Origin of the sequence: Halostagnicola larsenii XH-48, assembly GCF_000517625.1 — an archaeon.
In the GTDB taxonomy this organism is placed as follows: domain Archaea; phylum Halobacteriota; class Halobacteria; order Halobacteriales; family Natrialbaceae; genus Halostagnicola; species Halostagnicola larsenii.
In genome coordinates this window covers 90,020-116,009 of sequence record NZ_CP007057.1, presented here as the reverse complement: position 1 = coordinate 116,009, position 25,990 = coordinate 90,020, and the positions used below count along the sequence as shown (strand labels likewise).

19 protein-coding genes and 3 pseudogenes are annotated in these 25,990 nt (G+C 54.6%); 10 read left to right on the top strand and 12 right to left on the bottom strand.

From position 1 onward, the window contains the following. Nucleotides 1–144: 144 nt before the first annotated feature. The 3 genes and pseudogenes from HALLA_RS16905 to HALLA_RS16895 form a co-directional block, all read right to left on the bottom strand. Nucleotides 145–1,242 (bottom strand): tyrosine-type recombinase/integrase, encoded by a 1,098-nt coding sequence (locus HALLA_RS16905; RefSeq protein ID WP_049954682.1) that lies wholly within the window; start codon nt 1,240–1,242, stop codon nt 145–147. A gap of 361 nt (nt 1,243–1,603) precedes the next feature. Continuing rightward, nucleotides 1,604–3,192 (bottom strand): annotated as a pseudogene (locus HALLA_RS16900) (transposase). Between the two features lie 46 nt (nt 3,193–3,238). Beyond that, nucleotides 3,239–3,628, bottom strand: a complete 390-nt coding sequence (locus HALLA_RS16895; protein ID WP_049954681.1) for a helix-turn-helix domain-containing protein — start codon at nt 3,626–3,628, stop codon at nt 3,239–3,241. A gap of 217 nt (nt 3,629–3,845) precedes the next feature. Here HALLA_RS16895 and HALLA_RS16890 point away from each other — a divergent pair, with 217 nt between their 5' ends. The 3 genes from HALLA_RS16890 (at nt 3,846) to HALLA_RS16880 (ending at nt 6,864) form a co-directional block, all read left to right on the top strand. Further along, a complete protein-coding gene (locus HALLA_RS16890) occupies nt 3,846–4,793 on the top strand; it encodes an NAD(P)/FAD-dependent oxidoreductase (RefSeq protein WP_049954680.1) in 948 nt (315 codons plus the stop codon). Beyond that, nucleotides 4,793–5,413, top strand: coding sequence for a class I SAM-dependent methyltransferase (locus HALLA_RS16885; protein ID WP_049954679.1), 621 nt, complete (start codon nt 4,793–4,795; stop codon nt 5,411–5,413). Before HALLA_RS16890 ends, HALLA_RS16885 begins: the two co-directional genes overlap by 1 nt. Before the next feature lie 467 nt (nt 5,414–5,880). Continuing rightward, nucleotides 5,881–6,864 carry an ornithine cyclodeaminase family protein gene (locus HALLA_RS16880; RefSeq protein WP_049954678.1) on the top strand — a complete coding sequence of 328 codons (984 nt, stop codon included), beginning with the start codon at nt 5,881–5,883 and terminating at the stop codon, nt 6,862–6,864. A 90-nt stretch (nt 6,865–6,954) separates the two neighbouring features. Here the strand turns inward: HALLA_RS16880 and HALLA_RS16875 are convergent, their stop codons facing one another. Together HALLA_RS16875 and HALLA_RS21670 are read right to left on the bottom strand one after the other, a co-directional pair. After that, a complete protein-coding gene (locus HALLA_RS16875) occupies nt 6,955–7,764 on the bottom strand; it encodes a helix-turn-helix domain-containing protein (protein WP_084569093.1) in 810 nt (269 codons plus the stop codon). Between the two features lie 220 nt (nt 7,765–7,984). Continuing rightward, complete coding sequence (locus HALLA_RS21670) at nt 7,985–10,456, bottom strand: ABC transporter ATP-binding protein (protein ID WP_049954677.1); 2,472 nt, start codon at nt 10,454–10,456, stop codon at nt 7,985–7,987. 130 nt (nt 10,457–10,586) lie between these two features. Between HALLA_RS21670 and HALLA_RS16865 the strand changes: the two genes are divergently transcribed. Then, on the top strand, nt 10,587–11,123 hold the full coding sequence (locus HALLA_RS16865) for a DUF7529 family protein (RefSeq protein WP_049954676.1): 537 nt from the start codon (nt 10,587–10,589) through the stop codon (nt 11,121–11,123). 137 nt (nt 11,124–11,260) lie between these two features. On the opposite strand, the gene HALLA_RS16860 is transcribed toward HALLA_RS16865, so the two are convergent. The 4 genes from HALLA_RS16860 to HALLA_RS16845 are packed head-to-tail and all read right to left on the bottom strand — an operon-like array spanning nt 11,261 to nt 15,282. Then, nucleotides 11,261–11,611, bottom strand: a complete 351-nt coding sequence (locus tag HALLA_RS16860; protein WP_049954675.1) for a DUF7268 family protein — start codon at nt 11,609–11,611, stop codon at nt 11,261–11,263. Between the two features lie 3 nt (nt 11,612–11,614). Then, nucleotides 11,615–12,577, bottom strand: a complete 963-nt coding sequence (locus HALLA_RS16855) for an ABC transporter permease (protein WP_049954674.1) — start codon at nt 12,575–12,577, stop codon at nt 11,615–11,617. Beyond that, a complete protein-coding gene (locus tag HALLA_RS16850; protein WP_049954673.1) occupies nt 12,574–13,587 on the bottom strand; it encodes an ABC transporter permease in 1,014 nt (337 codons plus the stop codon). Before HALLA_RS16850 ends, HALLA_RS16855 begins: the two co-directional genes overlap by 4 nt. A 45-nt stretch (nt 13,588–13,632) precedes the next feature. Then, nucleotides 13,633–15,282 carry an ABC transporter substrate-binding protein gene (locus tag HALLA_RS16845; protein ID WP_049954672.1) on the bottom strand — a complete coding sequence of 550 codons (1,650 nt, stop codon included), beginning with the start codon at nt 15,280–15,282 and terminating at the stop codon, nt 13,633–13,635. A 1,088-nt stretch (nt 15,283–16,370) separates the two neighbouring features. On the opposite strand from HALLA_RS16845, the gene HALLA_RS16840 reads away from it, so the two are divergent. From HALLA_RS16840 to HALLA_RS16830, 3 genes are all read left to right on the top strand, one after another. After that, entirely contained in the window at nt 16,371–17,138 is a 768-nt protein-coding gene (locus tag HALLA_RS16840) for an IclR family transcriptional regulator (RefSeq protein WP_049954671.1), read from the top strand. Nucleotides 17,139–17,506: 368 nt separating this feature from the next. Beyond that, nucleotides 17,507–18,289 carry an NAD(P)H-dependent amine dehydrogenase family protein gene (locus tag HALLA_RS16835; protein WP_157231428.1) on the top strand — a complete coding sequence of 261 codons (783 nt, stop codon included), beginning with the start codon at nt 17,507–17,509 and terminating at the stop codon, nt 18,287–18,289. A 167-nt stretch (nt 18,290–18,456) separates the two neighbouring features. Continuing rightward, nucleotides 18,457–19,599 carry a C40 family peptidase gene (locus tag HALLA_RS16830; RefSeq protein ID WP_169732159.1) on the top strand — a complete coding sequence of 381 codons (1,143 nt, stop codon included), beginning with the start codon at nt 18,457–18,459 and terminating at the stop codon, nt 19,597–19,599. A 214-nt stretch (nt 19,600–19,813) separates the two neighbouring features. On the opposite strand, the gene HALLA_RS16825 is transcribed toward HALLA_RS16830, so the two are convergent. Continuing rightward, a complete protein-coding gene (locus HALLA_RS16825; protein WP_049954668.1) occupies nt 19,814–20,872 on the bottom strand; it encodes a dipeptide epimerase in 1,059 nt (352 codons plus the stop codon). A gap of 280 nt (nt 20,873–21,152) precedes the next feature. Here HALLA_RS16825 and HALLA_RS16820 point away from each other — a divergent pair, with 280 nt between their 5' ends. After that, entirely contained in the window at nt 21,153–22,028 is an 876-nt protein-coding gene (locus HALLA_RS16820; protein ID WP_242406242.1) for a serine hydrolase, read from the top strand. A gap of 306 nt (nt 22,029–22,334) precedes the next feature. On the opposite strand, the pseudogene HALLA_RS21775 reads toward HALLA_RS16820, so the two are convergent. Further along, nucleotides 22,335–22,968: pseudogene (locus HALLA_RS21775) on the bottom strand (IS6 family transposase); the annotation flags it as partial. 159 nt (nt 22,969–23,127) lie between these two features. Here HALLA_RS21775 and HALLA_RS16810 point away from each other — a divergent pair. Continuing rightward, nucleotides 23,128–24,657 carry a M81 family metallopeptidase gene (locus tag HALLA_RS16810; protein ID WP_157231427.1) on the top strand — a complete coding sequence of 510 codons (1,530 nt, stop codon included), beginning with the start codon at nt 23,128–23,130 and terminating at the stop codon, nt 24,655–24,657. Between the two features lie 311 nt (nt 24,658–24,968). Here HALLA_RS16810 and HALLA_RS21435 read toward each other — a convergent pair. Continuing rightward, nucleotides 24,969–25,249 (bottom strand): annotated as a pseudogene (locus tag HALLA_RS21435) (IS6 family transposase); the annotation flags it as partial. Nucleotides 25,250–25,374: 125 nt separating this feature from the next. Between HALLA_RS21435 and HALLA_RS16805 the strand changes: the two are divergent. Further along, on the top strand, nt 25,375–25,974 hold the full coding sequence (locus HALLA_RS16805; RefSeq protein ID WP_049954666.1) for an AsnC family transcriptional regulator: 600 nt from the start codon (nt 25,375–25,377) through the stop codon (nt 25,972–25,974). Nucleotides 25,975–25,990: the final 16 nt, after the last annotated feature.

Below are 25,990 nucleotides of genomic sequence, written 5' to 3'. Positions count from 1 at the left end.
TACTCAATAAGGAGTTAATAAGGACGATCAGAACCCTGTAGCCATCGATAAAAAGGAAGGATCACAGAGACTGTTTTTCTCGTTTAATCTATGGAGAAACATAGCAGTTGATCAAGTCCTTAGTGTCCAAATATTGCAGTACTCCTACTCTCGTACCTCATCAATCCCCTGTGCAACGTCTTTAGCCTGGATATCGGAGTACGACTCGTGGGTTGTCTCGATCGATTTGTGCCGAAGTGCCGATTGGGCAAGTTCGGAGTGGCCTTTTTCATAAAGCTCAGCCCCAAGCGCCCGCCTCGCGCCATGGGGTTTCAGATACTCGCCATCCTCGAGGTCGATACCAGCCTCCTTCGTAAGCCGTTTCATCACTGACCGGCCGCCAGCTTTCGTGAGTGACGGCGGTGGGATTTCCTCACTTCGGAGCGCATCGTCGATAGCCATATCCTCATTCGGATCTTCCCCAGTCACCTCACGGTATGCAGCATACTTCGAGGGAGCATGCCCAGTCGGAAAGATCGGCCACGCATCAGTCGGCGGCTCAACAACGCGCCGATACCGATCGAGCGCTTCTCGAGCGGCTGACGGAAGACCAACGCGTTCGTACTGGCGAGATTTCCCGAACACCTCGAGAGAGTGGTTCTCGAGATCGATATCGCCCCAGGTCACGCCGTTGCGGGCATCGTCGCGCGGATCCCGGAACAGCTCAGCGCCACGAACGCCGGCGTCGGCGAGCAAAACCACGATCGCCCGGTCGCGATAAGCAATCTCGCGAGAGACATCGATCGAATCCTCGAGGGACATATCCACGCGTTCGGTGACGTAGTTGATGAGCTGCTGGCGGTGTTCAGGGTCCCAGAACTGGCGGTTACGATCGCCTTTGTCCTCAGGGAGGAACTCTTCTGCTCGCTGTGTATTCGCCGGGTTGGTGTCTAGTAGTTCGTCACGGACGCAGAACGAGAGAAACGCGCGCACGTAGTTGAAGTACGTATTCGCCGTCGACGCTGCCAGCTCCTGCTCGATGGTACGCTCGCGAAGGTACATCCCGTACTCGCGAAGCGTGTTCGTCTCGAGTGCATCGACTCGTTGTACACCTTCGCCGTCACAGAACGTAGCGAACTCGTTCAGCGGCGATCGCATTGTCGACCGGGAGCCGCCCGAGTCCAGCGAGCCGAGATAGCGCGAAACCGCCTCCTCGACGCTCTTCCCCCCGCGATCAGCCCGTCGATCAGTGGATCCAGACATTCACTTGTGGGGTACAGTGTCGACCCATATAAATTCACTTGGTTAAACTGGTGTTTAACGAAGTGGATCACAAAAGGGCGCTACTACAGTATATCTGGGGATAGAAGCGTTCTACTTCCGGACCGGCAGAATATAAATTGCATATCGCGATATAGAATAGCTATCATTGGGAGTCAGGGTCTCGGAGGATGGGCTATATTCGGGTGTTTTCCAGGTTAATCGTGGCTCGAATGAACCACATTGGCGAGGACTCAGCTATCTCTCTCGGGTGAATCTCGGCAAGTAAGCGAAAACAGCTCAAAATTCGAGGTTTTGTAGAGCGTCGCCACTCACGATGGGCGGCCCGAGTCGGCGTTAAGCGTTAATCCGGCGGAATCAGTGCTGAACAAACCAACTCGACACACTCGCCAGCGGTCAGAACTGGCGCGTAATCCATCTCACCGTTGACACCAGCTTCAACAGGAAATCAGTGAGCCGCCAGATATTGTGCAGCAGCACCGCGAACACGAAGTAGAACAGCCGGACGCGGTAATCCTTCGAAGAGGTTTTTGCGAGGAAGTCGTTCTTGATACTCTTATACTCGTTCTCGATCTGCCAGCGGCGGCTGTACCGACGGGTGAACGTCTCAGCCTCGTCTGTCCCGACTGAGTGGTTCGTCGCAAAGACCGCTGTGCCCTCTCCTTTCGTTGAGGGAACGTACAGAAACTGCATCGCGTGCGACCCGCGATCGACATGGACGGTCGCCGATTCAACGGCGACCTCCTGTCCATCTTCGTCCATCGTCTCGATAGCCTCGCGCTCGGCGCTGTGAATCCGCTTCGGGATGAGGTAGTTCACGTCGAGGTTCGAGAGCGTCTGATACACCGCTTTCGAGTCAAACTCCCGGTCGCACAGCACCGTCTCAATCGGCACGTGCTCCTGTGCGCGTCGAACGAGTCGTCGGACTACACGATGAATCCGATTCGGTGGGTTCTCGTCCCACGAGGAACTTTCACGGATTGGCTCAACAGCGAGGATAAGCGGGATGTTCCACCCGACAATCGAGAGCGTGGCGAATTTGAACGCTCTTCCCTCGCCGTCTTTCGTCCCACTGACCATCGACATTCCCTCCACGCTACCGAAGTAGCGAATGGTCGTGATGTCAATTGCGACAGTGACTGGACGGCGAAACGAGGATTCCGACTGAATCACCGAGAGGAGCCGGTCTGTCGCCTGTTGAAATCCATCGATTAGATTCTCTGGGTCGAACTGCTTGACTGCGCGAAGGTGTGTATCCCCGTGAGGACCGTACTCTTTGCCTCGACGGAATTTGAACCGTGCTGCGCCTTGTGGAGTACCGCAGCCGATCATTCCGATGAACGTCTGGAACTCAAAGAATCGCGTGTCCTCGTATGTCGCATTCTGAGCTCTCCCAGAGTCGACCGGACCAAAGCCATGCTCACGAGCGAGGCGGGTTGTTTGGAAAATGTCCTCATCGGAGAACTCGGTGGTGGCTTTAGAGGCTTCAGAATCACCGTCGGGTGATCTTCTCACCTCCTCCAGCGGTCGTACTTTCGGAACAGAGAGGCTCTCATTGTGTATCTCTCTGACTAATAAGTGAGCGCTGGCAGTGATGTAGCCTCGAATATCGTCATCGAAGCGGTTATGCCACGTTCGAGAGTGAACCGATTCATCTGGGATTCGTTCGAGTCGGAATACGTCTGCGAGTTCCGGATGGTGCGTGAGGGACCGATAGCTGTCGCCCGTGACCTCCAAATAAACGAAGAGTTTGAGCATTCCGCGAAACGGGTATGACGCGGGGTGCCACTCGGGATACCCGTCTTCGAGCGTCTCGATTTGGAATTTGAGCTCGACGAGAGCAGTACAAAAGCCTGTACCTTCACGGAGATGTTCGCAGAGTTCGAGGGCAGCGACAAATGCGTTAGTCAATCGGCGGCCACGTTCTCCCATCAGCTATTCCTAATATAAAACATCATGAGGCGGGAAAGTTATTGATCTATTCAGAAGAACGGTCCTTGACATACGTATCCCGGAACTCCTGAATGAGTTGGCCAGTCTCAGCGTACCACTGGTTGAGCATTCGTTGGAGCTCATTCGCTATCTCGTCAGGATCAGAGACTCGATACACGTGGTGATAGCCTCCCTTCGGACAACTTTCCTGTTCTTGCACAGCAACCCCTGCCTCTTCGAGTCGTTTGACCGAACGGTACGCGGTCGTCCGCTCTTTACCGATGAACTTCGCAACATGATCCACAGTAAGCGGCTCAGAAGATTCCGCTAACAGTCTAAATACGGCCCTGTCGAGCTCGTTCATTCCGAACATACAGTCGAGAAGGCCCTCACACTCCCGTTCATCCCCGAGTTGCTTTTGTACGGCGTCTGGCATTGTTGTCGGGGATTGGTGCCGTGCCTACATAAAGTTTGCACTCTTATGCAATCAAACGCGAGTTCGGAATCGACATGATGAAATTGAGCGGAGAGGCCAGAACATCTATTATGAAGAATACGAGCTACTGAGTCCATATTTCTCCAATATACAAGGCTTGATAGGCTCCACTATTGGCAGCGATGGACTTATCGCTCTCTACCTCATTGCAGGTAGTATGCAAACAACTGATGGCGGTGATTTGGAATACGACGTTCTCATCATCGGGGGCGGGCCTGCTGGTTTGAGTGCAGCCCTCCAGTTAGGGCGCTCACTTCGCAGTGTCTTGGTCTGTGATAACGGCGAACCGCGCAATGGTCCAGCAGCTGAAGCCCACGGATACCTGACGAGGGACGGTATCTCACCGGAGGAGCTCCGTCGGCTCGGTTACGAGGAAGTTCTGGAATACGGAGGCGAGTTTCGGGACACGAATGTAACGGATGTTAGTCGAGACAACAACAGCTTCACCAGTACCCTGGATTCCGGCGAGACCGTCACGAGTCGGAAGGTCGTACTAGCGACTGGTGTCAGGGACAATCTTCCCGAGACCGACGGCTTCGAGGAGTTCTGGGGGAGTGGCGTGCATCACTGTCCCTACTGTCACGGTTACGAAGTCCGTGGTGAACCGCTCGGCGTGATGGTCACGAACCAACACATGGTCGACTACGCGAAGCTCATCTACAACCTGAGTGAGGACCTCGTCGTATTCACCGATGGGCAGGACGTTTTCGATGAAGAATCCCGGTCGGTGTTCGTCGAACGAGGAATCAAAATCGAAGACGAACCGATTACCGCACTCAACGGCTCCCATGGCGATCTCGAAAGCATCTCCCTTGCGGATGGCCGCGACGTAGCTCGCCACGCTCTATTCTACCCTCCACCGATGGAGCAACACAGCGAGCTCCCAGAACAGCTCGGTCTCGAAGTGAATCAGGCTGGACTCGTCGATGCAACACGGTCTCAGCGTGGAATGGGGTTCACGTCTGTCGAAGGGCTGTTCATCGCTGGCGACGCCTGTAGTGGGGGTCCTCCGTCCATCCCGTCCGCCGTCTCCGATGGATACGCAATCGGCACGACCGTGAATATGGAACTGTCGAAGGAAGATTTCAACGGGGGGTGGCAATAATGGACGAGCCTCTTGAGGACCTCGCCGATCGCTTCTCACAGATCGCCGATCAATACGACGACAAGCACGGCAGCAAAGAGAAGCCGATCTACAATGCGTGCGCCACACTCGTTATCGAACACGCCGACCCTCGCCCCGACGACGTCGTCCTCGACCTCGGAACGGGGACGGGCTTAATCGCGCTCGCGTTGGCCGGGGATGCCGGCCACGTCGTCGGTCGCGACATCAGTGACGGAATGATAGAGCAGGCACGGTCGAAAGCCGCCGACAGCGGTATCGAGAACGCCGAGTTCGGCTATGGCGAGTTCCGCAACCCGCAATACGACGGCGACGTGGACGTTGTCGTTTCGAATTTCGCCCTTCACCATCTTCCCGACGAGAAAAAGCGCGAGGCTATCGAGGCCATCGCCGACCTCGGCCCGCATCGGTTCGTTCTCGGTGACGCGATGTTCTTCGGCTCACCCGACCCTGAGGAACCGCTATTCGGCCACGGGGTCGATGCGGCTACCGTCGGGATGCTCGTGGACGTACTCACTGACGTCGGATTCGTGGTCACGGCAGTCGAGCGTGTGCATGACCAAGTGGGTGTCCTTGTCGCCGAACGGGTCGGTGGCGATTGAGAAATGGATACTCTCTCCACAGAGTCTATATCCGAGAAATAGGACGTTCTATGGAAGGCCGGGGCTGGTCCTGAAATGACTGTCTGGACCTCACCAAATGCCCTCGCTGATTGATTGTGTAGGCACTAACGCAAGCAAGCTTACCGGCCGAATATTTCTAATGCACCCAATCTGCAAGTAAGGCACGCATCATTTCCATCCTCCGAGGTTGTGGGAGTTTTAGAGCTTCGGAGGATACGGACGTTCTCCCAATATTCTTCTAAATCCGGTTCATAGCTCTCGCTGAGCAGGTCTGCGAGCATCTACCCAATCCACTCAGCGACCTGCTCACTTCTCAAACCGACTCAACTAGACAGTGCCCAAGAATGAGAGCTTGAAAGTTCTACCGACTCACTTTTCGGCTTATCTGAACAATGCCGCACATGAGAGGGGTATTGTATAAGTAGTCATTGACAATTGGTTGGTGTATGGAGACTTCTCTCTTCGACAGCACCGATGTTCGACAGCGCTCGTCAATGACAGACCTCGTCCCTGCTATGGAAGCCGCATTCGTAGCGTATGCGACGGGCAACGCACAGATGCCGTCCAAGTCCTACATCGACCTACCGACATACAACGGAGACTTTCGGTCGATGCCAGCGTATATGGCTGCTGACGACTGGGACGCAGCAGGCATCAAGTGGGTGAACGTCCATCCGGATAATCCGTCTACTCACGATTTCCCGACGGTCATGGGAACAATGATCTACTCCGATCCGGAAACCGGGTTCCCGCTTGCTATTATGGACGGAACAGAGCTCACAATGCGCCGTACCGGTGCGGCAGCTGCGGTCGCAACTGATTATTTAGCCGTCGAGGACGCAACTTCGATGGGAATCGTCGGTGCCGGTGTTCAGTCGTACACGCAACTCGAGGCCATCGCGGCAGTTCGCCCGATCGAAGAAGTGGTCATCTCTGACCCCGACGACGAACGCGTCGAGAAATTCGTCGACACATATGCCGAAGAGTTTGCCATCCGACGCGGTTCTATCGCCGCGGCGGCCGCTTGTGATGTCCTTTCGACGGTGACGCCGGTCGAAGCGCCGATCGTCGAGACGGACGATCTCTGTTCACACACCCACGTTAACGCGATGGGGGCCGACGCTGCCGGCAAGCACGAACTCACGGACGAGGTGCTGTTGAACGCATTGCTGGTCATCGACGACTTCGAACAGTGCATACACTCGGGCGAGATTAACGTTCCATGGGATAACGGCGTCCTTACTGAGGAGGATATCCACGGTGAAATCGGCGAAATCGCGACCGGCAAGCTGGCGGGTCGAACGCCCGAGGATAGCGTCACGGTCTTCGACTCAACCGGACTCGCTATTCAGGACGTCGCCGCTGCACACGTCGTTTACGAGGCATCCGACGAAGAGACGGCCGCCTCATCGTTAATTCAAACTATCTGACGCATTTCTATCATCGTCGAGTAGCGGGAGACGGGTACCGATCACTTGGGCGACGATGTCTCGTCAAAATACGGCAATCAGAACAATCCCTCACTTCCTGCCGAGGAGTTTCGCTTCCGCCTTCCGGAGGTGTTCGAAAAACGTTGTTTTGGCGATGTCGAGTTCCGCGGCGAGGTCTGCACCGGACACGGCCCGAGGCCACTCGTAGTAGCCTTGATCACGTGCGTGTTTGAAAACTTCGCGCTGACGAGTGGAGAGCGTTTCCCAGCAGGTTCCCGCGTCGACGTCGGTGTCGGTTATCGGTCGCTGCGTCGATATCTGCTGAACGGTGATTTCCGCGTTCTTCGTCTCACAGACGGTCGCGAGCTTCTCTTGCATTCGCTCACGGGGGTCGTCGACGGCTACAGTCCAGTACTCGTACCCATCACGCACACGAAGTGGTTCCACCGGAATGAACCCGCGTGAAACGAGTGCGTCGTAGATACTGTTGGCCGGATCGTACTCAACTAACAGATTTCGCGTCATCTTACGGACCGGCTCGGTGGATTCCCCATACTGATGCCGGTTGTGCAGTTCGCTGACCGAGTATGTCCGCTCCGACATGTGCGTTGCTTCGATGAGCGTCTCGAGAGCCTCGGTAGTGTTCGCGTACGCGACGACGTGGGCTTTCACGTGTTCGTCGACGATGTAGACGGAGTTCACGAGCAGGTTTCCGTCCGTTTTCGCGGTTACAGTGGTCATCCAGCAGTTCGGGTGCCAGAGTTTGAACGTCAACTGGTACCCGCTTGGCGCTTGATCGGAGAAACCGTCAGCACGATCACTATCATCTTCGGTTCCATCGTTGTCCACCCTCGTCTTCGCGGTCAATTTGGTATCATACTCGAGATGCTCTCCGGCCATGTTAGTGACTGAATTGCGACTGTCGATAGGCGTTTGATTCGACTGTGGAACATGTCCTTTGATTGGCCAGCTGGACGTTCACAGTGTGGCCGCTACCAAGGGTGATCAGTGGCACGACGAATAGTACGATACGAACGCTCATTCTGTGAGGGTCTCCTTTACGTCAAGTGTGGTCTGTTTACTTCTAACGATACGTTCTCCCGGCAAGCGATGAACCGGCTTAGCGAGCGTTGCTATCAGTTATGTGACAGGCAGACAGGTGGCGATTACCGTCGAGAACTGGGCTACGACGCTCGCACACTGATTCGAACTCATCGCGCAACAGGGACGCTGCTTCGTCCCATTCGCCGCCGGTCAGGCGGGAGGCAGCGTTTACGAGCGTCACCTCGACATCTGGAGACAATGATTCGTCGAAGAATTCATCGACGATGTCTTGCCCGGACCGCTGACTTCCCCCGTCGGCGACGGCCTCCGGCGTGGCCGGTTCGCCGTCTTCCCCGTCGAATCGATCGATCGTGAGCGTCTCCTTCTCGATCTGTTCCCGGAAGCTCATCACTTCGCGATAGGCCGCTTGCTCGATATCGAGGTCGTCCGGCGGAACGACCTTCGGGCAGCGCGTCCGGAACCGACACCCGGATGGCGGATCGATTGGACTTGGGACGTCTCCCTCGAGGATGATTCGATCCCCGCTCGCGTAAGGGTCCGGTTCGGGTACCGCCGAGAGTAGCGTCTCTGTGTAGGGGTGTTTCGGTGCTTCGAACAGTTCCTCCGTCTCGGCAAGTTCGACGATTTCGCCGAGGTACATCACCGCAACGCGATCGGCGATGTGCCTGACGACCGAGAGGTCGTGGGCGATAAACAGGTACGTCAGGTCGAACTCCTCTTGCAGATCCTCGAGCAGGTTTATTATCTGCGCCTGCACCGACACGTCGAGAGCGGAGACCGGTTCGTCTGCGACGATGAAATCGGGATCGACGGCAAGTGAACGGGCGATCCCCACGCGCTGGCGCTGCCCACCGGACATTTCGTGGGGGTACCGATCGCGTTGCGAGGAATCGAGGCCGACGGCATCGAGGAGTTCGTCGACACGATCACGCCGGCGCTCGCGCTGTGAGCGATCGTCGCCCTCCACCGGAACTGGGAGGTCGTGAATCTTCAGGGGTTCGGCGATCGTCTGGGCGACTGTCATCCGCGGATCGAGCGAGGACATTGGATCCTGGAAGATCATCTGCATCTCCTTGCGCGTTTCCCGGAGAGCGTTCTCGCTGAGATCATTAAGGTCTACGCCGGAGAAGACGACGTTGCCGTCAGTCGGTTCGAGTAGTCGCAAGAGAGTGCGACCGGTTGTCGACTTCCCGCAACCGCTTTCGCCCACGAGTCCGAGCGTCTCGCCCTGGTAGATGTCGAAGCTGACTCCGTCGACTGCCTTGACCGGTGGCAACTCGTCGGCGAGCCACCGGTCGAGCATTCCATCTGCCTGCGAGAAGTGTCGTTTCACCTCGTTAACTGAAACCAGGGTTTCGTCGAAGGAACCATCGTTTTTGGTGTTAATACCCTCTCTCTCGTCGGCGTAGACGCTCTCGTCGAACTCCGAGTGAATACACTTCGAACGGTGGTTAATATCCTCGGAGCCGTGCTGTAGATACGGTATCTCTTCGTCTGTACACTCGGGTTGTGACCACGGACATCGCGGCGCGAAGTGACAGCCATCGGGGAGATCGATGAGGTCTGGAACGTTGCCTTCGATCGGTGTCAGTCGGTCCCTGTCTTCAGTCGGGATCGATTCGAGTAGCGTGTAGGTGTAGGGGTGTGAGGGATTGGTAAACACCTCTTCGACGGGGCCCTCCTCGACAATCTCGCCTGCGTACATCACGGCGACGCGGTCACAGGTCTCGGCGACGACACCGAGATCGTGCGTAATAAACAGTACCGCCATCCCTAATTGCTCCTGTAAGTCGTTTATCAGTTCGAGGATCTGTGCCTGGATGGTCACGTCGAGGGCGGTCGTCGGTTCGTCGGCAATGAGTAATTTCGGTTGGCAAGCGAGTGCAATCGCGATGAGTACACGCTGGCGCATTCCACCTGAGAACTCGTGTGGGTACTGGTCGATCCGGGATTTAGCCTCGGGGATACCAACCTGCTCGAGCATATCGACAGCATCCGAAAGCGCCTGTTCCTCGATCGGATCCCGGCCGAGGGACGGTGTAATCTCACGGACGGCGTTCCACCAAGTGTCGGGCCGCTTGCGGTCATACTGGTGTAATAGCAGGCTCTCCGCGACCTGATTGCCGACGGTGGCCGCCGGGTTCAGCGACGTCATCGGATCCTGGAAGATCATGCTCATCTCCCGGCCTCTGAGCTGACGCATCGCCGCGTCGGGCGTCTCCGTCAACTCGACGATCCCCGACTCGGAATCGACGAACTCGGGCCCGCGGTCCGGGTATTGTTTGAGAAGATTACTGGCGACGTCGTCGTCACGGAACTCGATCGAGCCGCCGACGACCTCGCCAGGGTGGTCGACCAGTTGCATCGCCGAGAGAGCGGTCACGCTTTTGCCGCTTCCGGACTCCCCGACGAGTCCAACCGTTTCACCCTCCCGGATGGTGAGGTCCAGACCATCGATGGCCTTGACGGTCCCTCGATCCGTCCGGAAGTACGTCTGCAGGTTCGAGAGGGAGAGTAGTGAACTCACTACATGAGGTATGTTACCGCAGGATTATATATCTTGTTTTTCGAACGGATCTGCGATGGCCATTATCGGGCCAGACTGGCCGGAGAACCGAGGCAAAAGCTTTTGTCCGTTGCTACGCCTACGCATCAGTATGCACGGCGAGGAGCAATCATACCCTGCCAATGACCGTTGGGAAGCATTTGTTGCGGATGCCGAGTCGATCGCCGACGAATACCGTGAAGACGACTGGTCGGTACTCGAGTTACATCCCGGCGACGTTGCCCCCCAACCGGGGCCGTCCGACCGTCCTAGTATCGATGACGAGACCAATGACTACGAGAGTGAATACCGAAGCATCGGCTTCGACGTCGTCGTCCCCGACGACGAGTTTGAGGAACTCAAGGACCGTCTCGGGACGGGATTCACCGTCTCTCGATATGAAGTCTACCAAGCCAGCGGGTTCTCTCTCATCGCCGAGCTCGATGACGACCAGCGTGAGGCGGTGTTCGTCCCGCTGTACTATGCCCCGGATACCGTTGAGCGCCTCGAACGGTTAGCCCTCGAACGCGGACGGATTGACGCTACTGTTCGTCCCCTTTCACGCCGGCGGGTAGTATCTTTCAGTCACGACGAGCCATCCCTATTCTTCGAACTCCCATCGGATACCGCACAATCGTCGAGCGAGTGAGGGCACTTTCGGTCGTCTATCCGCCGTAGCTCAAACAAAACCTGTCGTTTCGGTCAGTGCTCACTCTACACCCAATCGAACGATAGCTGAGCGATCGGGTTGTACAACGGCTCAATAGTCGCTATCGCGCCGCGAGATCAGACGATCACTGCGGCAACGATCGAGGAACCGACCATGTCGCCGAGGCCGACGCTACAAAGCAACACCATCGCCCGCCGTCCGCCGGCTTCGGTCCAGTCGCTCCCTCCCTCGAGGTACTCGTTCATCGTCTCGAAGCCGCGTCCTCCCATCACGGCGGCGGACCAGCCGAGCAGGGCGACGCCGAAAACGAGTGCGCCGAGCGCGAACGCCGTTCCCGTCCCCCCATTCGGATCACCCTGAACGGCCAGGACGATGGCGAGACCGATTCCGGAACCGGCACCGAGACCGAACGCACCGGCCAGGCGGGCAACGGGCGGAACTGTCGATTTGCTATCGTTGTTCACCATCGGTCAGTCGATGTTTTCTCGCATTCGCGGGTCGAGCGCATCGCGCATACCATCGCCGAGCAGATTGAACCCGAGGACGGCCAACGCCAGTAACAGTCCCGGGAAGAAGGACCACCACCAGTGGCCGGAGAGGAGCCCCTCGTTGACTCCGTTCGAGAGCATGAGCCCCCACGAGGGAGTCCCGGCGCTGGCACCGAATCCGAGGAATGACAGCGCGGCAATGTCGATGATCGCCATCCCGTAATTGAGGGTGCTCTGGACCGTGATCGGCGCGATGGAGTTCGGCAGGACGTGTCTGATCAGGACGCGTGCGTCGCGAGCACCCAACGCGACTGTCGCCTCGATGTACTCGTCCTCCAGCACTTTCAGCGCAGTACCGCGGACGACACGCGCGAACTGGGGCGTATAGACGAGAGTGAGTGCGATGACAGCTTTCCAGATCCCGGCACCGAAGATAGCGACGAGCGCAAGTGCCAGTAGTAGACTGGGGAATGACAACAAGATGTCCATCGTTCGCATGATGAGGTTGTCGATCCAGCCTCCGTAGTAGGCCGCAAGTATACCGAGTCCAACGCCGAGGATAGTCGAGGCGATGACGGTGATTGTTCCGAACTTCAGCGCCAGCCATGCACCGTAGCGGACGCGGTTGAAGATGTCTCGACCCTGTAGATCCGTCCCGAACGGATGGGCGCAGGAGCCCGCCGACTGGATGGCGGCGACGATCTCTCGCTCACCGCAGGGTCCGGTCATCGTCGATCCGGTCCCGATCTGGGAACTGACGATGGCGTTGTAGTCGAGGAATAGCCGGGCATGGACGCCGATCGCGATGATGGACAGGATAATTCCGAGCCCGGTTAACGCTAGCCTGTTCGAGAACAATTCGCTGAGGAACTGCGATCGGCGTAGCCGGTCGACGAAACTCAAGCGGTCGTCGGTATCGCGTTGGGTATCTGTGTCGTAACTCATTGATCTATCCTCGGATCGAGTATCGAGTAGGTGAGGTCGACGCCCAGATTCACGAGCGTGTAGAGGAACGCGAACAGCAACACCGTGCCCTGGACTACCGGATAGTCACCGACGGAGATCGCTTCAACGAGCAGGTTTCCGATGCCGGAAATGCTGAACACTGTCTCGGTGAGTACCGCACCGCCTAGGAGTGACCCGAACTGGAGGCCGATAATCGTCACCACGGGCACGAGGGCGTTCCGAAATCCATGCTTCATGATCGTAATGTTCATCCCCTGTCCCTTCGCGCGAGCGGTTCGCATGTAGTCCTGACGGGTTACCTCGAGCATCGACGAGCGCATCATCCGCGAAATCAGCGCCATCGAGTAGATTCCAAGGACGAGGGTCGGCAGGAACATGTGCTTGACCGCCGAGAGGAATGCTCCCGGATGTCCGGTGAGCGCTGCGTCGACGGTGATCAATCCAGTGAAATGCGGGATAGAGTAAATAGATGCGATACGCCCGCTGGTCGGTAAGATACCGAGCCCTTGAGCGAATATCATGATCAAGAGGGGGCCGCTCCAAAAGATCGGGACGCTGATACCAGTCAATGCTCCGATTCGAGTGATGTGATCAGTCAGGGAATCCTGCTTGACGGCGCTCAGGATGCCGAGAGGAATGCCGAAGAGAATACCCACGATCTGGCCGTAGATTGCCAACTCGAGGGTGACCGGGAACCGATGTCTCAGCACCTCGATTACAGCGGTATCTTGCCGGAGGACATAGGAGTTGCCGAAGTCCAACTGGGCTGCATCGAGCAGGAAGCGGCCGTACTGAACGTATATTGGATCGTTCAACCCGAGATCGCTTTCGATTTGTCGAACGAACTCCTCGCTTGCCCGCTCGCCCGCGATTGTCCGTGCGGGATTCCCCGGCGAAAGATGGAGGATCGCGAAAACGAATGTCGCTACACCCAACAACACTGGGACAAGTAGCAACAATCGTTTGAGTATAATTCGTTTGCTGACCATTATGTTAGAGGGTTATTTGCTCGATTACAAGTTTTTCGATCCAGCTTACTCGTCCAGTTCGACATGATTGAGGAAGGGACCGCCGATCACTTCCACGATGTAACCGTTGACTCGCTCGCTGACACCTCGAAGTTCGTCAGTGTAGGTCATGAAGGCCCACGGTGCTTCGTCACGGGTGAGTTGCCCGATTTCCCGATACAGTTCTGCTCGCTCTTCTTCGTCGTAGGTCTGCTGGGCCTCGTCGACCAGTTCCATGAACTCAGTGTTCGCCCACGCGGAGTTGTTTCCGTCGTTGACACCTTCCACGTCGCGACTGATCCAGTTCTGTCCCTCGGGAATCTCATCGGGATCGACACCGGGATCCAATAGAGGTTCGTAGAAGTTGTTCGGGTCACCATTGTCGGTGATCCAGCCGGCAAACGCCGCGTCGTGTTGTCCCGTGTCGGTGTACTCGAGGTACGCGTCGAACGATGACTGCTCGTTGATCTCGACGTCGATGCCGACATCGGCCAGGTTCGATCGGACAGTCTCTGCCGTCTGTACAGGCGAGGCGATGTACGGTCGTGCGGTGGTCATCGTCGCAAGTTCGAACTCGAGGCCGTCGCCGTATCCGGCATCGTCGAGGAGGTCCTGTGCGGTTTCCGGATCGTACTCGTAGGGGTCGAGATCTTCGTTGTATCCCATCACCGTCGGCGGGATTGCTTGGGCCGAAGCGGTCGCGTTTCCACGATAGATCGACTCGATGATCCCCTCGACGTTTATCGCGTGGTTGATCGCTCGGCGAACTCGCCTGTCACGGAACGCTTCGACGCGTTCCATGTTGAGGGCTAGGTACCCTACGTTCATTCCGGGCTTCGACTCGAGTGAGGCATTCTCGGAGTTCTCGATAGTATTAGCCTGTCCGCTGCCGATTCCGTCAATGATGTCGAGTTCGCGACTGTCGAGAGACTGCGCGCGCGTCGAGTTTTCGGTAACGGCCTCGAAGACAAGCTCGCCGACACTCGCCTTTTGGCCCCAGTAGTCCTCATTGGCCGTCAGCCGGATCTGTTGATCGCTCTTGCTCCACTCGTCGAATACAAACGGTCCGGAGCCGATCGGATCCTCGGCGAAATCGTGGTCGTTTTCGATCTCGCTCTTCGGAAAGACCGCAGCTGCAAACATCGCGAGCGTCCGTAGGTATGGCGCGTATCTGGACTCAAGTTCGATCTCAAGTTCGGATTCGGCCGTCGCTTCGATGGACTCGACTGACCCGAAGACGTACGCTCCGTAGAACGAGACGTTATCGGCGCCGATATAGTGCTCGTAGTCCTCGTCGTGGAATCGTCGGTACGTCGCGACGAAATCCTCTGCCGTCACGTCGTCTCCGTTGTGGAACTGGGCGTCCTGGCGGATTGTGAGTGATACCGTCGTCCCCTCGAGACTGAACTCTTCGGCTAATCCTTCGACTAGCGTCGATTCGCCTGGCTCGAAGTGGATAAGCCGATCGTATATCTGACCGGTTACCTTGGCGTCCTCACCCGATGAAGTCGCTTGCGGGTCGAGTGTCGATGAGTCCTGAGCACGCCCGTATCGAAGGAGGTTCCCCACATCACTTTCCACATCACCACCCAGACATCCTGAGACGGAAACTGTTGCCGCTGCGCCACCAACCGCCGCTAGCACTGATCGTCTATTAACTGTGTTTGAATGTGGCATACATCGCTCCTTCTCAGGATGTGGTTATAATAGTAACGGAACAGGTCACACTTGATAACGGTCACGAATCCAGGATCCATTCGACAGCAGTGAGGGCACGAAATTCCGATATTTGACTTAGAACTACGATGCTCGATAGTTCGGTTGGCGGGAGTTACAGATGTTTCCGTGTTTCAGATAGTCTACTCCCATACGGCGACAGCGGGGTTAGCCGGACAACTGGCCGTCTGTTTTTCGATATAGTTCTGGGGGATCGCTTCTCGGCTAACTTTCGGATTTGGCATCCGTTCGTAGTGAACGACTTTCGATGATTCGGGCGGCAGCGATACGACGGTTCGCCTTCGAATCGGTATTTAGGTAGTTCATAGCGGGTAATGGGTGTTCGCGTCCCACACCGATCGCAAGCGTGTCGGCCTCGCTTTCGGTTCTACCCGTTTTACGATATATTGAACGATGGATACCCCGTAATCGAACTCCCCTCAATTCGGGTTAAAACTCGTTCGTATCTTACCATAATTTTCGTGTATAATTTCATCAGTTTACAACTAACGACTTCCATTGGATCGTTTTTCGCTTGTTCCTCGTAATTTCCACGACGAATTCGACTCATCCCACCGAAAATGATAGCTTAGCATCTGTAGTCAGCTCGGACGTTTTTAGGATTCATTATACGTGAACTATTATACGGTGTCTCTTTTCGAGGTCTGTAATAGACGTACTCGAGAGTCTTCCCGCTTGATCGGTCCTCCGACCGGAGGATCGGAAATAGAGAGACGGTTCGTGTAGTGAGAGTCAACGAGGGCCTTCGGGCAGTGAGTAAACGTATTTTACCTAGTTATCACCACAACCCATTCCGATCGCTTCGTTGCATGCGGACTCGCCAGTACCCGTCTTTACACATGTATGTACGTAATAAACTCCGGTCAAACCGAGATAGACCAGGAAGTGCTTTTCTCGTACCGATTAATTCACACGCAGTGTAATTCCTGTTCCGCTACGGACGGTCCATAAGTCGACTACAACGAAGCCGCACCTATAATAGTTCACTATACGTAAAATACAAGTATCTCTATGAGAGGGAGTAGTGTATGTCCAACGACACCCAGATATTGACGACGACCGAAACCTCGATCACGATACTCGAATTCATTCAGAATCACGGTCAGGTCCGAGTAGACGATATCGCTGACTTCCTCGAGGTTTCGAGGGGGACAGTGTATAAACACATTTCTACGTTGATGAAGCACGGATTCGTCGTCAATAAGGGAGATGAGTATCTCCTCGGGGGTCGACTGTACGATCTCGGAATGCATGTGAGAACGCACGACAAAACCTACAGGCTAGCCGGCGAGTGCGTTGTAACGTTAGCGAACAGGTCCAACGAGGAAGCGGATTTCGCAATCGAACAAAACGGCCGCCTCGTAACGCTTTTCGACTGGGTAAGCGGTTCAACGAAACCGAGCAGCAGACGAGAGTACTACCAATACCTTCATACGACCTCCATCGGGAAAGCGATCCTCGCAAAGTATTCGGACGAGCGCATACGGGACGAAATCGATCGGTGGGGACTTCCACAGGTTACCGAGAATACGATCACCTCTCGAGAAGAACTGTTTCGGGAACTCGAGACCGTGCGAGAAAATGGGTATGCGATCAACAACCAAGAGTCCCGTTCGGGAAAACGGGCCATCGGAATGGCCGTGGAACATCCCTCGGGGAACGTCATCGGCGGGTTCAGTATCTGCGGGCCGGAGTATCGAATATCAGACTTGGAACTCCACCAGGACCTATCTAACGTTCTTACAGAAGGTGTCGAGGAGTTCAAACGAGAACTCGAAACGCAGAATCTCCCGTAACGACCCGGTTTTAAACCTCGTCGTACGATTCCTCTCGAAGAGGCAGATAGTATATCCTGATTATTAAAACTTATGTAGAAAAACTCCATTGGTGAATCCGGACTCATGAACAGGGCTGGGTCTCTCCGTAAGCAAATACTATCACAATGGTTAGTAACACTATCACAGCTGTCCAGTATGGTGTCGGACCGATCGGACAAGAGATCGTCCGATCTGCACAGCGAAAGGGCATCGACGTAATCGGTGGTATCGATATCGATCCAGCAAAAGTTGGGAAGACGATCGACGAAGTTTGCGAAATTACGACCACTGAGTCGGCAGTAGTGTCGGATGATCCGGATATCCATCTATCCGAGTCTCCGAGTATCGTGTTTCACTCAACGGTCTCGTCGATCGAGGAGTCCGAACCGCAGTTGATCGAGATTCTCGAAGCGGGATGTGACGTCATTTCGACGTGCGAAGAACTGAGCTATCCACAACACTCGAATCACGATGCTGCAAAGCGAATAGATGAAGTCGCAAAAGAAAACGGCGTTACGTGTCTCTCTACGGGAATCAATCCCGGTTTCGTGATGGATGCGTTGCCAGTACTCCTCTCAACGCCCGTTAATAGAGTGGATTCGATCCACGTGAACCGGGTTCAAGACGCCGAACAACGACGGATCTCGTTGCAGCAAAAAATCGGCGCCGGTCTCCCAGTAGCCGAGTTCGACAGCCAAATCGCAACCGGAGCCGGACACGTCGGATCACGCGAGTCGGTCGCCATGCTCGCTGATGGAGTTGGGTGGTCGCTAACCGAAGTGTCCGAGGCCATCGAACCCGTCGTCGCCGACGAAACGGTCGACTCCCACGTGGCTGTTACGCCGGGCGATGTTGCAGGCGTCAACCAGACCGTTCGAGGAACGACGGCTTCTGGAAAGGAGATCGTCCTTGACCTTCAGATGTACGTCGGTGCGGAGAATCCACGGGACGAAATCCGATTACAGGGCAGTCAGGATCTCACGGTCACCGTCGACGGTGGTTACCATGGTGATTACTCGACATCAGCGATAGTGACGAATCTCGTCGACAATGTACTCGGTAGCGGTTCCGGATTACGGACGATGTTGGACATACCCACCCCATCGCACCGCGATACGTACTCGGAGTGACCCGTTCGCGATCAGTCTCGTTCTATTGAGCCTTGTATAAAATATACTAATACTAGGATACATTAGTGTATATAATAAAAGATAAATTATAAATATTATGTTGCTATTTGTTGGGTTGCAGCATGGTGGACAATAACAATCGATTCGGAGTTACGCGGAGAACAGTTTTGCAAACGGCAGGCGTCGCTGCCACCGTCGCGAATCTCGGCGGCGTTGCGGCTGCGAAGTCTGACTCAGCAAGGCAGGAAAGTAACGATCCGCACCCGCAACAAACACTCGTGAACGTCTCTATCGATCGATGCGAGACGGAGTATGCTCCCGATCCCCGCGTCGCGTACTACGACGTCGAAGCCACGGTGAGTGATGACGGCGACCACGTCTCGCTCCACGGTGCAGTACAGAATTCGTATCTCGAGGAACGGGCAGTTGCTGCCGCACGGCGCGCGAGCCCTGCATCCGACTCCGCTCCGAACCTTCCGGAACAGGCAGCTGACGCGGCCCGTGACGCGACTGGAACCACGATCGATACGACCGATCTCGACGTATTCGACGAAATTGCCGAGGTACGGACCGTCCAAACGGCTATCGCGCCGGTTCGGGACGATCCAGACGGTGATTCAGGCCTCCTCACTGAAGCAGTCTACGGAGCCCAGGTAACAGCGTTCGAACGCGAGTCCGGCTGGACGCGGGTTCGCGTCCCTGACGGCTATCTCGGATGGATTCGAACCGACAGCCTCACAGATCCGATCGATGGTGAGTTCGACGCGATTCTCCGCGAGGACATCGATGCGTCCGGCGATGGACCCGAGACGGTGTATGCGGGAACCGATTGTGAGGTCGTATCCGATACGGAAGACGGAACCCGCGTAGTGACGTTCCGTACTGGCATCTCTACGGAGGTTCCGGCAGAAAAGGTCGTGAAACCGGATTCAGTACCGACGACGGGGACTATCATCGAAAATGCCGAGTACTATCTCGGCACGGATACGCCATACCTGTGGGGTGGGATGACGACCGAGGGTATCGACTGTTCTGGCTTCGTGTGGATGGCGTACCGAATTGCTGGCATCACTCTCCCACGGGACAGCGACCAACAGCAGAAAATCGGTAAACAAGTTGATCGGGATGACCTCCGCGAGGGTGACCTCCTCTGTTTCCCCGGACATATCGCCATCAGCCTCGGCGGTGACGAATTCATCCATTCGTCGGGGAGTGCGGACGGACCCACGACGAACAGCTTCGACCCGAATGCGGATGACTACTACGAGTACCTGGACGAATCCTTCCAGGAGGCACGACGGATCCTCTAAGTGAGAAAAGAAACTCTACGTGTAGGACCGTCAGATAGCGGCCAATCTTTCGGGAGAGAGTTTTCCACAACGGCTATCTCGAATGGACGCAAGAGGCGAGAGGAAGAATCGTTCTGGGAACGGCGGCGTGGCAGTCAGTCGTCAAATGGAAAATGGCAGGTAGACAACAAGTCCGTTCCGTCGGTCCACGGTTTTGTCGGAAACCGATGAGAACTCAAAGGGCATCATATTCGACGTCGAGACCGAGACCGGGACCCTGAACGTCGTGTGCTGGTTGATACTCCCAAGAGGTGATCGGGTCGGCGATTGAAAAATGGCCATCGAGATCGACGTACGATATCGCTCCCGTGCCAGCAACGATGTGTGCACCTGCTCTAACTCCGATCGATGACTCGAGCATCATTCCGATCATCAGATCGAGGCCGTGAGCCGCTGCAATTCTCGTGATCGCAAGTGCGTCCACGATACCGGCTTTCTGGATTTTGACGTTAATGACGTCTGCTGCACCCATCGTCGCTATTGTTGCTGCATCCTCGGCGGTAAATACACTTTCGTCTGCTGCGACTGGGATTCGTACCGCGTCCGTTACTTGTTTTAACCCACGACGGTCGTCCTTGTCCACCGGCTGTTCGAACAGACCGATGTCGAAGTCGGCAGTGCGATCCGCGAACTGGATCGCCTCTTTTGGGTAGTATCCCTGGTTGCCATCGACGATGATTTCCGCGTCGGGTGCAGCCTCTCGAACCGCTGCGACGCGCTCGATGTCCGCTTCTATGTCGCCCCCTACTTTGATTTTGAGGTCCTCGAATCCGGATTCGACAGCCGCTGCGGCCTGTGACTGGGCCGTATTCGGCCCGACCATTCCGATCGTGTCATCAGTGACTACCGGTGCGTTAGCACCGCCAGCTAGCGCTGCGAGCGAACAGCCCCACCGTTTTCCAAGTGCATCGAAAACTGCCATTTCAATGCCGGCACGTGCGGCGTGCTGAGTCTCTAAGTGATGTTTCAAGACAGTGTGAATTCCTCGAGTGTTTTCGATCTCCATTCCCGTAACGAGGGAGCGAGCGAGTTCGATCGCCGCTAATACGGTCTCCTGGGATTCGTGGGTGACCATGGATACGGGTGCAGCTTCGCCGATCCCAATGGTACCGTCCGTGAGTTCGACTTTGATTACAACGTTCGAGATACTGGTCTGTGTGCCCAGCGAAATTTCGAACGAAGTTGTTAAATCACGCGTTAGTCGCTTCGCTTCTATTGTGTCTATTTCGGTCATATGTATCTCTGGTTCCGGGCTAGCAGTCGATACTGGTGGCCCGTTCTACCAGTTCTTGTTCGATTAAACAGATCGAAAGGACATAATTTTTTTGAAATGGTTTCCGATCCCAATTTCCGAAGCAGGAACATGGTATCTGATGGTGGATAGACTACCAATCTACTGAACCACTGGTTTATTGAAGTCATACTGATGGTGGCGGTTTCCCGCATCGTTACCGCATATCGGCCGGCGGATTCTCGCGAGGTTTACAAACGGTTTCCCTCGTTTCGAGTGTTATATGCTACTCGACCTTGTTGTCGCGACCATGCGACCCGCTGTTCCCGAACTCGATTCTCGAGAGTCGTTAGCTACGTATCTCGGTTCGTATACGGACAGGATAGATGAGAAAGTCGGCGTCTTCCTCGGATACCCGAAAACGGCGTCAGAATTCGATATCATCTACGAACGGCGAGCGTGCGAGCGTTTTGCTAGTGCCAGCGTCATCAAACTCGTGATCCAATACGCTCTATACGCCGACTACGACGGCGATCTCGAAAAACTCCGTACCGTGCGCTCACCGTCTCGAGAGAACTGTGTCGGCGGAAGCGGGGTCCTCAATCTCTTCGATGATCCAACGGTGACGCTTGAAGACTTGGCACGCGCAATGATCGCAATTAGTGATAATACTGCGACGAACGAGCTGATTGACGTGTTGGGGTGGGGCCGCATCAACGATTCGGCGGACACCCTCGGCATGTCTCAGACCGCTCTTCAGCGGAAGATGATGGTCGGACTCGAGGAGACGGGTCTGGATTCAGGCGATGATGTCCACCGTCCCGATGACCGTCCTGTTAACGTCACCTCGCCGCGCGATTGCGCTCGATTCTTCGCAGATTTCGTCCATCGAGAGACTCTTTCATGCTCCGCCTACGACCGTATGAAGGTGCCACTTCGAAATCAAAATTTCACAGAAATGTTCCCGCGATACATCCCTTCTGAAATCGAACTGTGCCACAAAACTGGGTTCCTTCCGACTGCAGCACTCGATACAGGTGTCCTGTTCGCGGACAACCCGCTCGTGTTTTCCGTGTTCGTCGATCAGACGAATCGAGACTCGGACGGCGCGGACATCATCGCAGAGATCGGTGATGCTGTGTATACCTTCCTTCAATGATCGTTACTCATCGCGCGAACAGTGACACTCTCCGACCACGGTTGGGATACTTTCCTCCAAGGGACTTGACCCGTGGCGGGAACTATTGTTGAGTCAGCCAATTTCAATAGTTACTATCTCGAAGTGTAAAACATTTTTAACCACGACCGACCAGGTACCCCGATCCTTAAGATCTGGGTTGTTGACCGCTGGACGATCGTCGATTTTGTTGGGCATTGTCTAGTTTAGCACCGCCGCTGACAATTATTTGTTAAGTGACTTGTGGAGTCTCTGTGTGGTATAGTAGTGGACAAACTGTTCAAACTAATCTCCCGAATTCACCCGACTGCCGACCCACGGGTTATTGAAGCGGTCGATCCATATTGTGAGGGCCTAAAACACATTTCGATATGATTTCATCGACATATTCGTGGTGACTGCCCGATCCTACTCGAGCGAGGACAGTCAGATACTCAGCACTATCAATGAGTCTCTCAGCATCGGATAGATCGTGTTTCTCGGCTAATCCATGCAGAAACGCAGCAGCTGGATCGGTGCCTCGCCTCCAAAGAACGCCACGTCGAGACTGAAGTTTGTCTCGAGCTCTATTGCAGTAAAAATCCAATATCGGTCGCTGTCAGTCCTGGCAGTAATTTTATCAATTTCGACCCACGCCGGCTTCGTCGTCCTCAGAACGCTTCGCGTTCTGATGGGCCGCACGAGAGTTCCGCTCTCGTGGACGTCGACGGGTTTGGCACGTTGTCAACAAACCGACGTTACAGCACCAGATTTGTTATGAGACCGTTCAACGTCAGGTGAGAAGTGTCGCTGTGTCTCTTGAAGCAACAACCAGTCGCGTGGAACCGGACAGCGACACCGCCAAGACGTTCGCTGTCCGCTCACGCTCCTACCGTTCATCAAATTCCGCCGCATAGCTCTCGTTGAGCAGGTCTGCGACCATCTACTAATTCACTTAACGACCTGCTTATTTCTCAAACTGACTCAACTAGACAGTTCTGTTTGTTGATAATTATCAGAATATATTGTAAGCATGCTAATCGAATGAACGCCGGTCTTCGCGTCCCATACAATTATGAACAGCAACTCAGAAACACTATGCGTGCCAACCAAAACCGTGTTGCTGGGCAGCATATATCATGAAACAAATACATTCGCACCAGGGTATACGACCAGAGAGGACTTCCAAGACCATAAGGAATATTTTGGCGATGAAATTATTGAGGAGTTCCACGGTACAAACACTGAAATAGGCGGTATCATTAATTTAGCCGAGCAATCGAATATCAATTTATTCCTCTCGCTTTCCGTAAGCGCAATGCCAGGTGCGACAATAGCACGTGATACATTCGATTTCTATCAGGAAAAGCTACTCTCAGATATTCGTCAACACAAAAATGAACTCGACGGAGTTATATTACCGCTTCATGGTGCGATGGTCGTTGAAGGACTCCAAGATGGGGAAGGAGTACTTATATCCAATATCCGTGAAATTATCGAAGATCATGTCCCGATTATTGTGACATTGGATCTCCACGGGAATATAACAGATAAACTCGTCCATCATGCGGACGCCCTCATTGCCTATGAAACATACCCGCATATAGACAAGGCAAAAACTGGGAAACGAGGCCTGGATTGTTTATTGCAAATTATTCATGGGGAAATTATCCCCGTCATGTCTATTGAGCGTCCCCCACTGAGTCCGGTTACACCAACTCAAAATACACGTGAGGGGCCGATGGCAGAAGTTATGGAATTTGCTCGTAAATTAGAAGAGCAAGATTCGATAGTAAAGGTCAACGTACTGCCCGGATTTAGCCGCAGTGATGTGCCCGCTATGGGGTTCTCAGTACCGGTTGTTGCTGACGATGATTTGGAAGCAGCTAAGAATGCATCACGCGATCTCGCTGAGATGGTTTGGGAGATGCATGAAGAATTCGTAATGGACTTCCCTACCCCTCCTGAAGCGGTCTCCGAAGCCATTGATTATATCGAAGGTTCAACAGGTTCTACCGATCCTGTAGTGCTAGCTGATGTCGGCGATAATCCTGGCGGTGGAGGTACAGCCGACGGAACGGCAGTTCTTCGAGAGCTCATTGAACAGGGGGCGGACAATACAGGAGTAGCGATTATTCGTGATCCAGCGGTGGTCGAGTCATGTATTCAATCTGGTGTTGGAAAGAAAGTCACAGTAACGCTCGGTGGAAAGACGGATGATAGACACGGGGAACCAATCGTTGATCTTGACGGATATGTGAAGACAATCACAGATGGAAAGTTTTTGAACTATGGGCCGAAGTCAACCGGTGCAAAAAACGACATGGGTCGGACGGTTCTCCTCGAGTGTCAACAAAAGAATGATGTTCAAATAATTGTAACAGAAAAGCGTCTTCAGCCGGCTGACACTGAAATTTGGAGGCACGTCGGAACCCAGCCAGAGCGATTTGACATCCTTCTCGTGAAAAGTACTAACCACTTTCGAGCTGACTACGAACCACGTGCTAGCCGCGTTATTCCCGTCAACTCGCCGGGACTAGCTGCTATGGATCCCCGCCAATTCAATCATCGAAACCTTAAGCGCCAAATATATCCAATTTGTGAAGAAGATGAAATTCAATATCCTAATTGATAATCGCTGCACAAGGGCGGAAAGATCCAACCCGGTTATTCTGTGACCGGCTTCACCCCCGAGGCTTGACTTCGGGGTTCTCAACTTACATCCACTATAAAGAGATTCCTTGGGTCACAAGGGACGAGAAGTGCATGTTCGCGACGGAACAATCCTCGCGGCGCTCGATTTGATGTCTGCTGAGACCTCGAACACAGACATTTAACTTATCAGACGCAAACGGTGGGGAGAACTGTCTAGTTTAGCACTCCGGTGATATATCTGTTAAGTTATTAATACAGTCATTGTATGTTGTAGTAATGTTCTAACTATGCAATTTGGCTTCTAACGTTCGCCCGACTTTCCACTAATGAATTATGGGAACGATCGGCTCTCATCTTCAGCGTGTGAAACCACTTTCGATGAGAATTTATTCGACGTAATCGAGTTGACCGCTCAACCGTAACCGACAGAGATTAGCCAGGTATTGTAGCAATCGACGAGAAAAAACGGCATCGGCGAGATCGTGTTTTTCGATGAGTAAATGCAAGAATCCAGCAACTGCATCGGTACCCCATCATCCGAAGGCTGCGACATCAAGAATGAGTCGCGAGCGTATGCATTAAGAACTCTTTTGCGGATTTCTCCTTTGATCGATTAGTAATAGTGGTATCAAAACTTTAGAATTGAAGCAATCTCCGGCGTGGCGCTTTAGTTACCTGCCACCGATGGTCCACCATGCACAACCTCGACGAAACCGACCTCGAGATCCTCCAGTTACTGATGTCGAACGCTCGTCGGCCGTACAGTGACATCGCGGATACCGTCGGGCTCTCGGCCCCGGCCGTGTCGGATCGGGTAGCGAGATTAGAGGAGATGGGTATCATCAATCGGTTCACGCTTGATGTCGATCGCTCGCAACTCCGAGGCGGTATTCCGGTGTTGATTACACTCGATATCGCCTCAGCGGGCCCCGGTGTTTCGTCGATCAAAGCAGACCTCCTGGACGACGGCGCAGTCGAACACGTGTTCACCACGGCCGAAGCCGACCTGATCATCTACGCCAAAGTCCCGGACAACGACATCGCCAGCTGGCTTGCAGATACTATCGATGCGGACGCGTTCGACGACTTCGGGGTGACACTCCTGGCAGGGGCTGACTGGGCACCCGACTTAGGCGGTACAGAGTTTGCCCTCACCTGCGCTCAGTGCGGGAATACGGTCGACAGCGAGGGAACGGCGACCCGTATCGACGGAGAGTCGTACCAGTTCTGTTGTCCGTCGTGTGAGACTCGATTTACGGAGAAATACGACCGACTTCAGCAGGGTGCTGAGTGAATGGGCCACACTTTGT

What these genes read in the sequence shown, in the direction of transcription:
- HALLA_RS16895 (WP_049954681.1), bottom strand. Translation starts at nt 3,628, where the DNA reads ATGCCAGACGCCGTACAAAAGCAACTCGGGGATGAACGGGAGTGTGAG.
- HALLA_RS16850 (WP_049954673.1), bottom strand. Translation starts at nt 13,587, where the DNA reads ATGGTCAGCAAACGAATTATACTCAAACGATTGTTGCTACTTGTCCCA.
- HALLA_RS16905 (WP_049954682.1), bottom strand. Translation starts at nt 1,242, where the DNA reads ATGTCTGGATCCACTGATCGACGGGCTGATCGCGGGGGGAAGAGCGTC.
- HALLA_RS16820 (WP_242406242.1), top strand. Translation starts at nt 21,153, where the DNA reads ATGCTACTCGACCTTGTTGTCGCGACCATGCGACCCGCTGTTCCCGAA.
- HALLA_RS16855 (WP_049954674.1), bottom strand. Translation starts at nt 12,577, where the DNA reads ATGAGTTACGACACAGATACCCAACGCGATACCGACGACCGCTTGAGT.
- HALLA_RS16825 (WP_049954668.1), bottom strand. Translation starts at nt 20,872, where the DNA reads ATGACCGAAATAGACACAATAGAAGCGAAGCGACTAACGCGTGATTTA.
- HALLA_RS16865 (WP_049954676.1), top strand. Translation starts at nt 10,587, where the DNA reads ATGCACGGCGAGGAGCAATCATACCCTGCCAATGACCGTTGGGAAGCA.
- HALLA_RS16840 (WP_049954671.1), top strand. Translation starts at nt 16,371, where the DNA reads ATGTCCAACGACACCCAGATATTGACGACGACCGAAACCTCGATCACG.
- HALLA_RS16845 (WP_049954672.1), bottom strand. Translation starts at nt 15,282, where the DNA reads ATGCCACATTCAAACACAGTTAATAGACGATCAGTGCTAGCGGCGGTT.
- HALLA_RS16860 (WP_049954675.1), bottom strand. Translation starts at nt 11,611, where the DNA reads ATGGTGAACAACGATAGCAAATCGACAGTTCCGCCCGTTGCCCGCCTG.
- HALLA_RS16880 (WP_049954678.1), top strand. Translation starts at nt 5,881, where the DNA reads ATGGAGACTTCTCTCTTCGACAGCACCGATGTTCGACAGCGCTCGTCA.
- HALLA_RS16885 (WP_049954679.1), top strand. Translation starts at nt 4,793, where the DNA reads ATGGACGAGCCTCTTGAGGACCTCGCCGATCGCTTCTCACAGATCGCC.
- HALLA_RS16890 (WP_049954680.1), top strand. Translation starts at nt 3,846, where the DNA reads ATGCAAACAACTGATGGCGGTGATTTGGAATACGACGTTCTCATCATC.
- HALLA_RS16805 (WP_049954666.1), top strand. Translation starts at nt 25,375, where the DNA reads ATGCACAACCTCGACGAAACCGACCTCGAGATCCTCCAGTTACTGATG.
- HALLA_RS16875 (WP_084569093.1), bottom strand. Translation starts at nt 7,764, where the DNA reads ATGGCCGGAGAGCATCTCGAGTATGATACCAAATTGACCGCGAAGACG.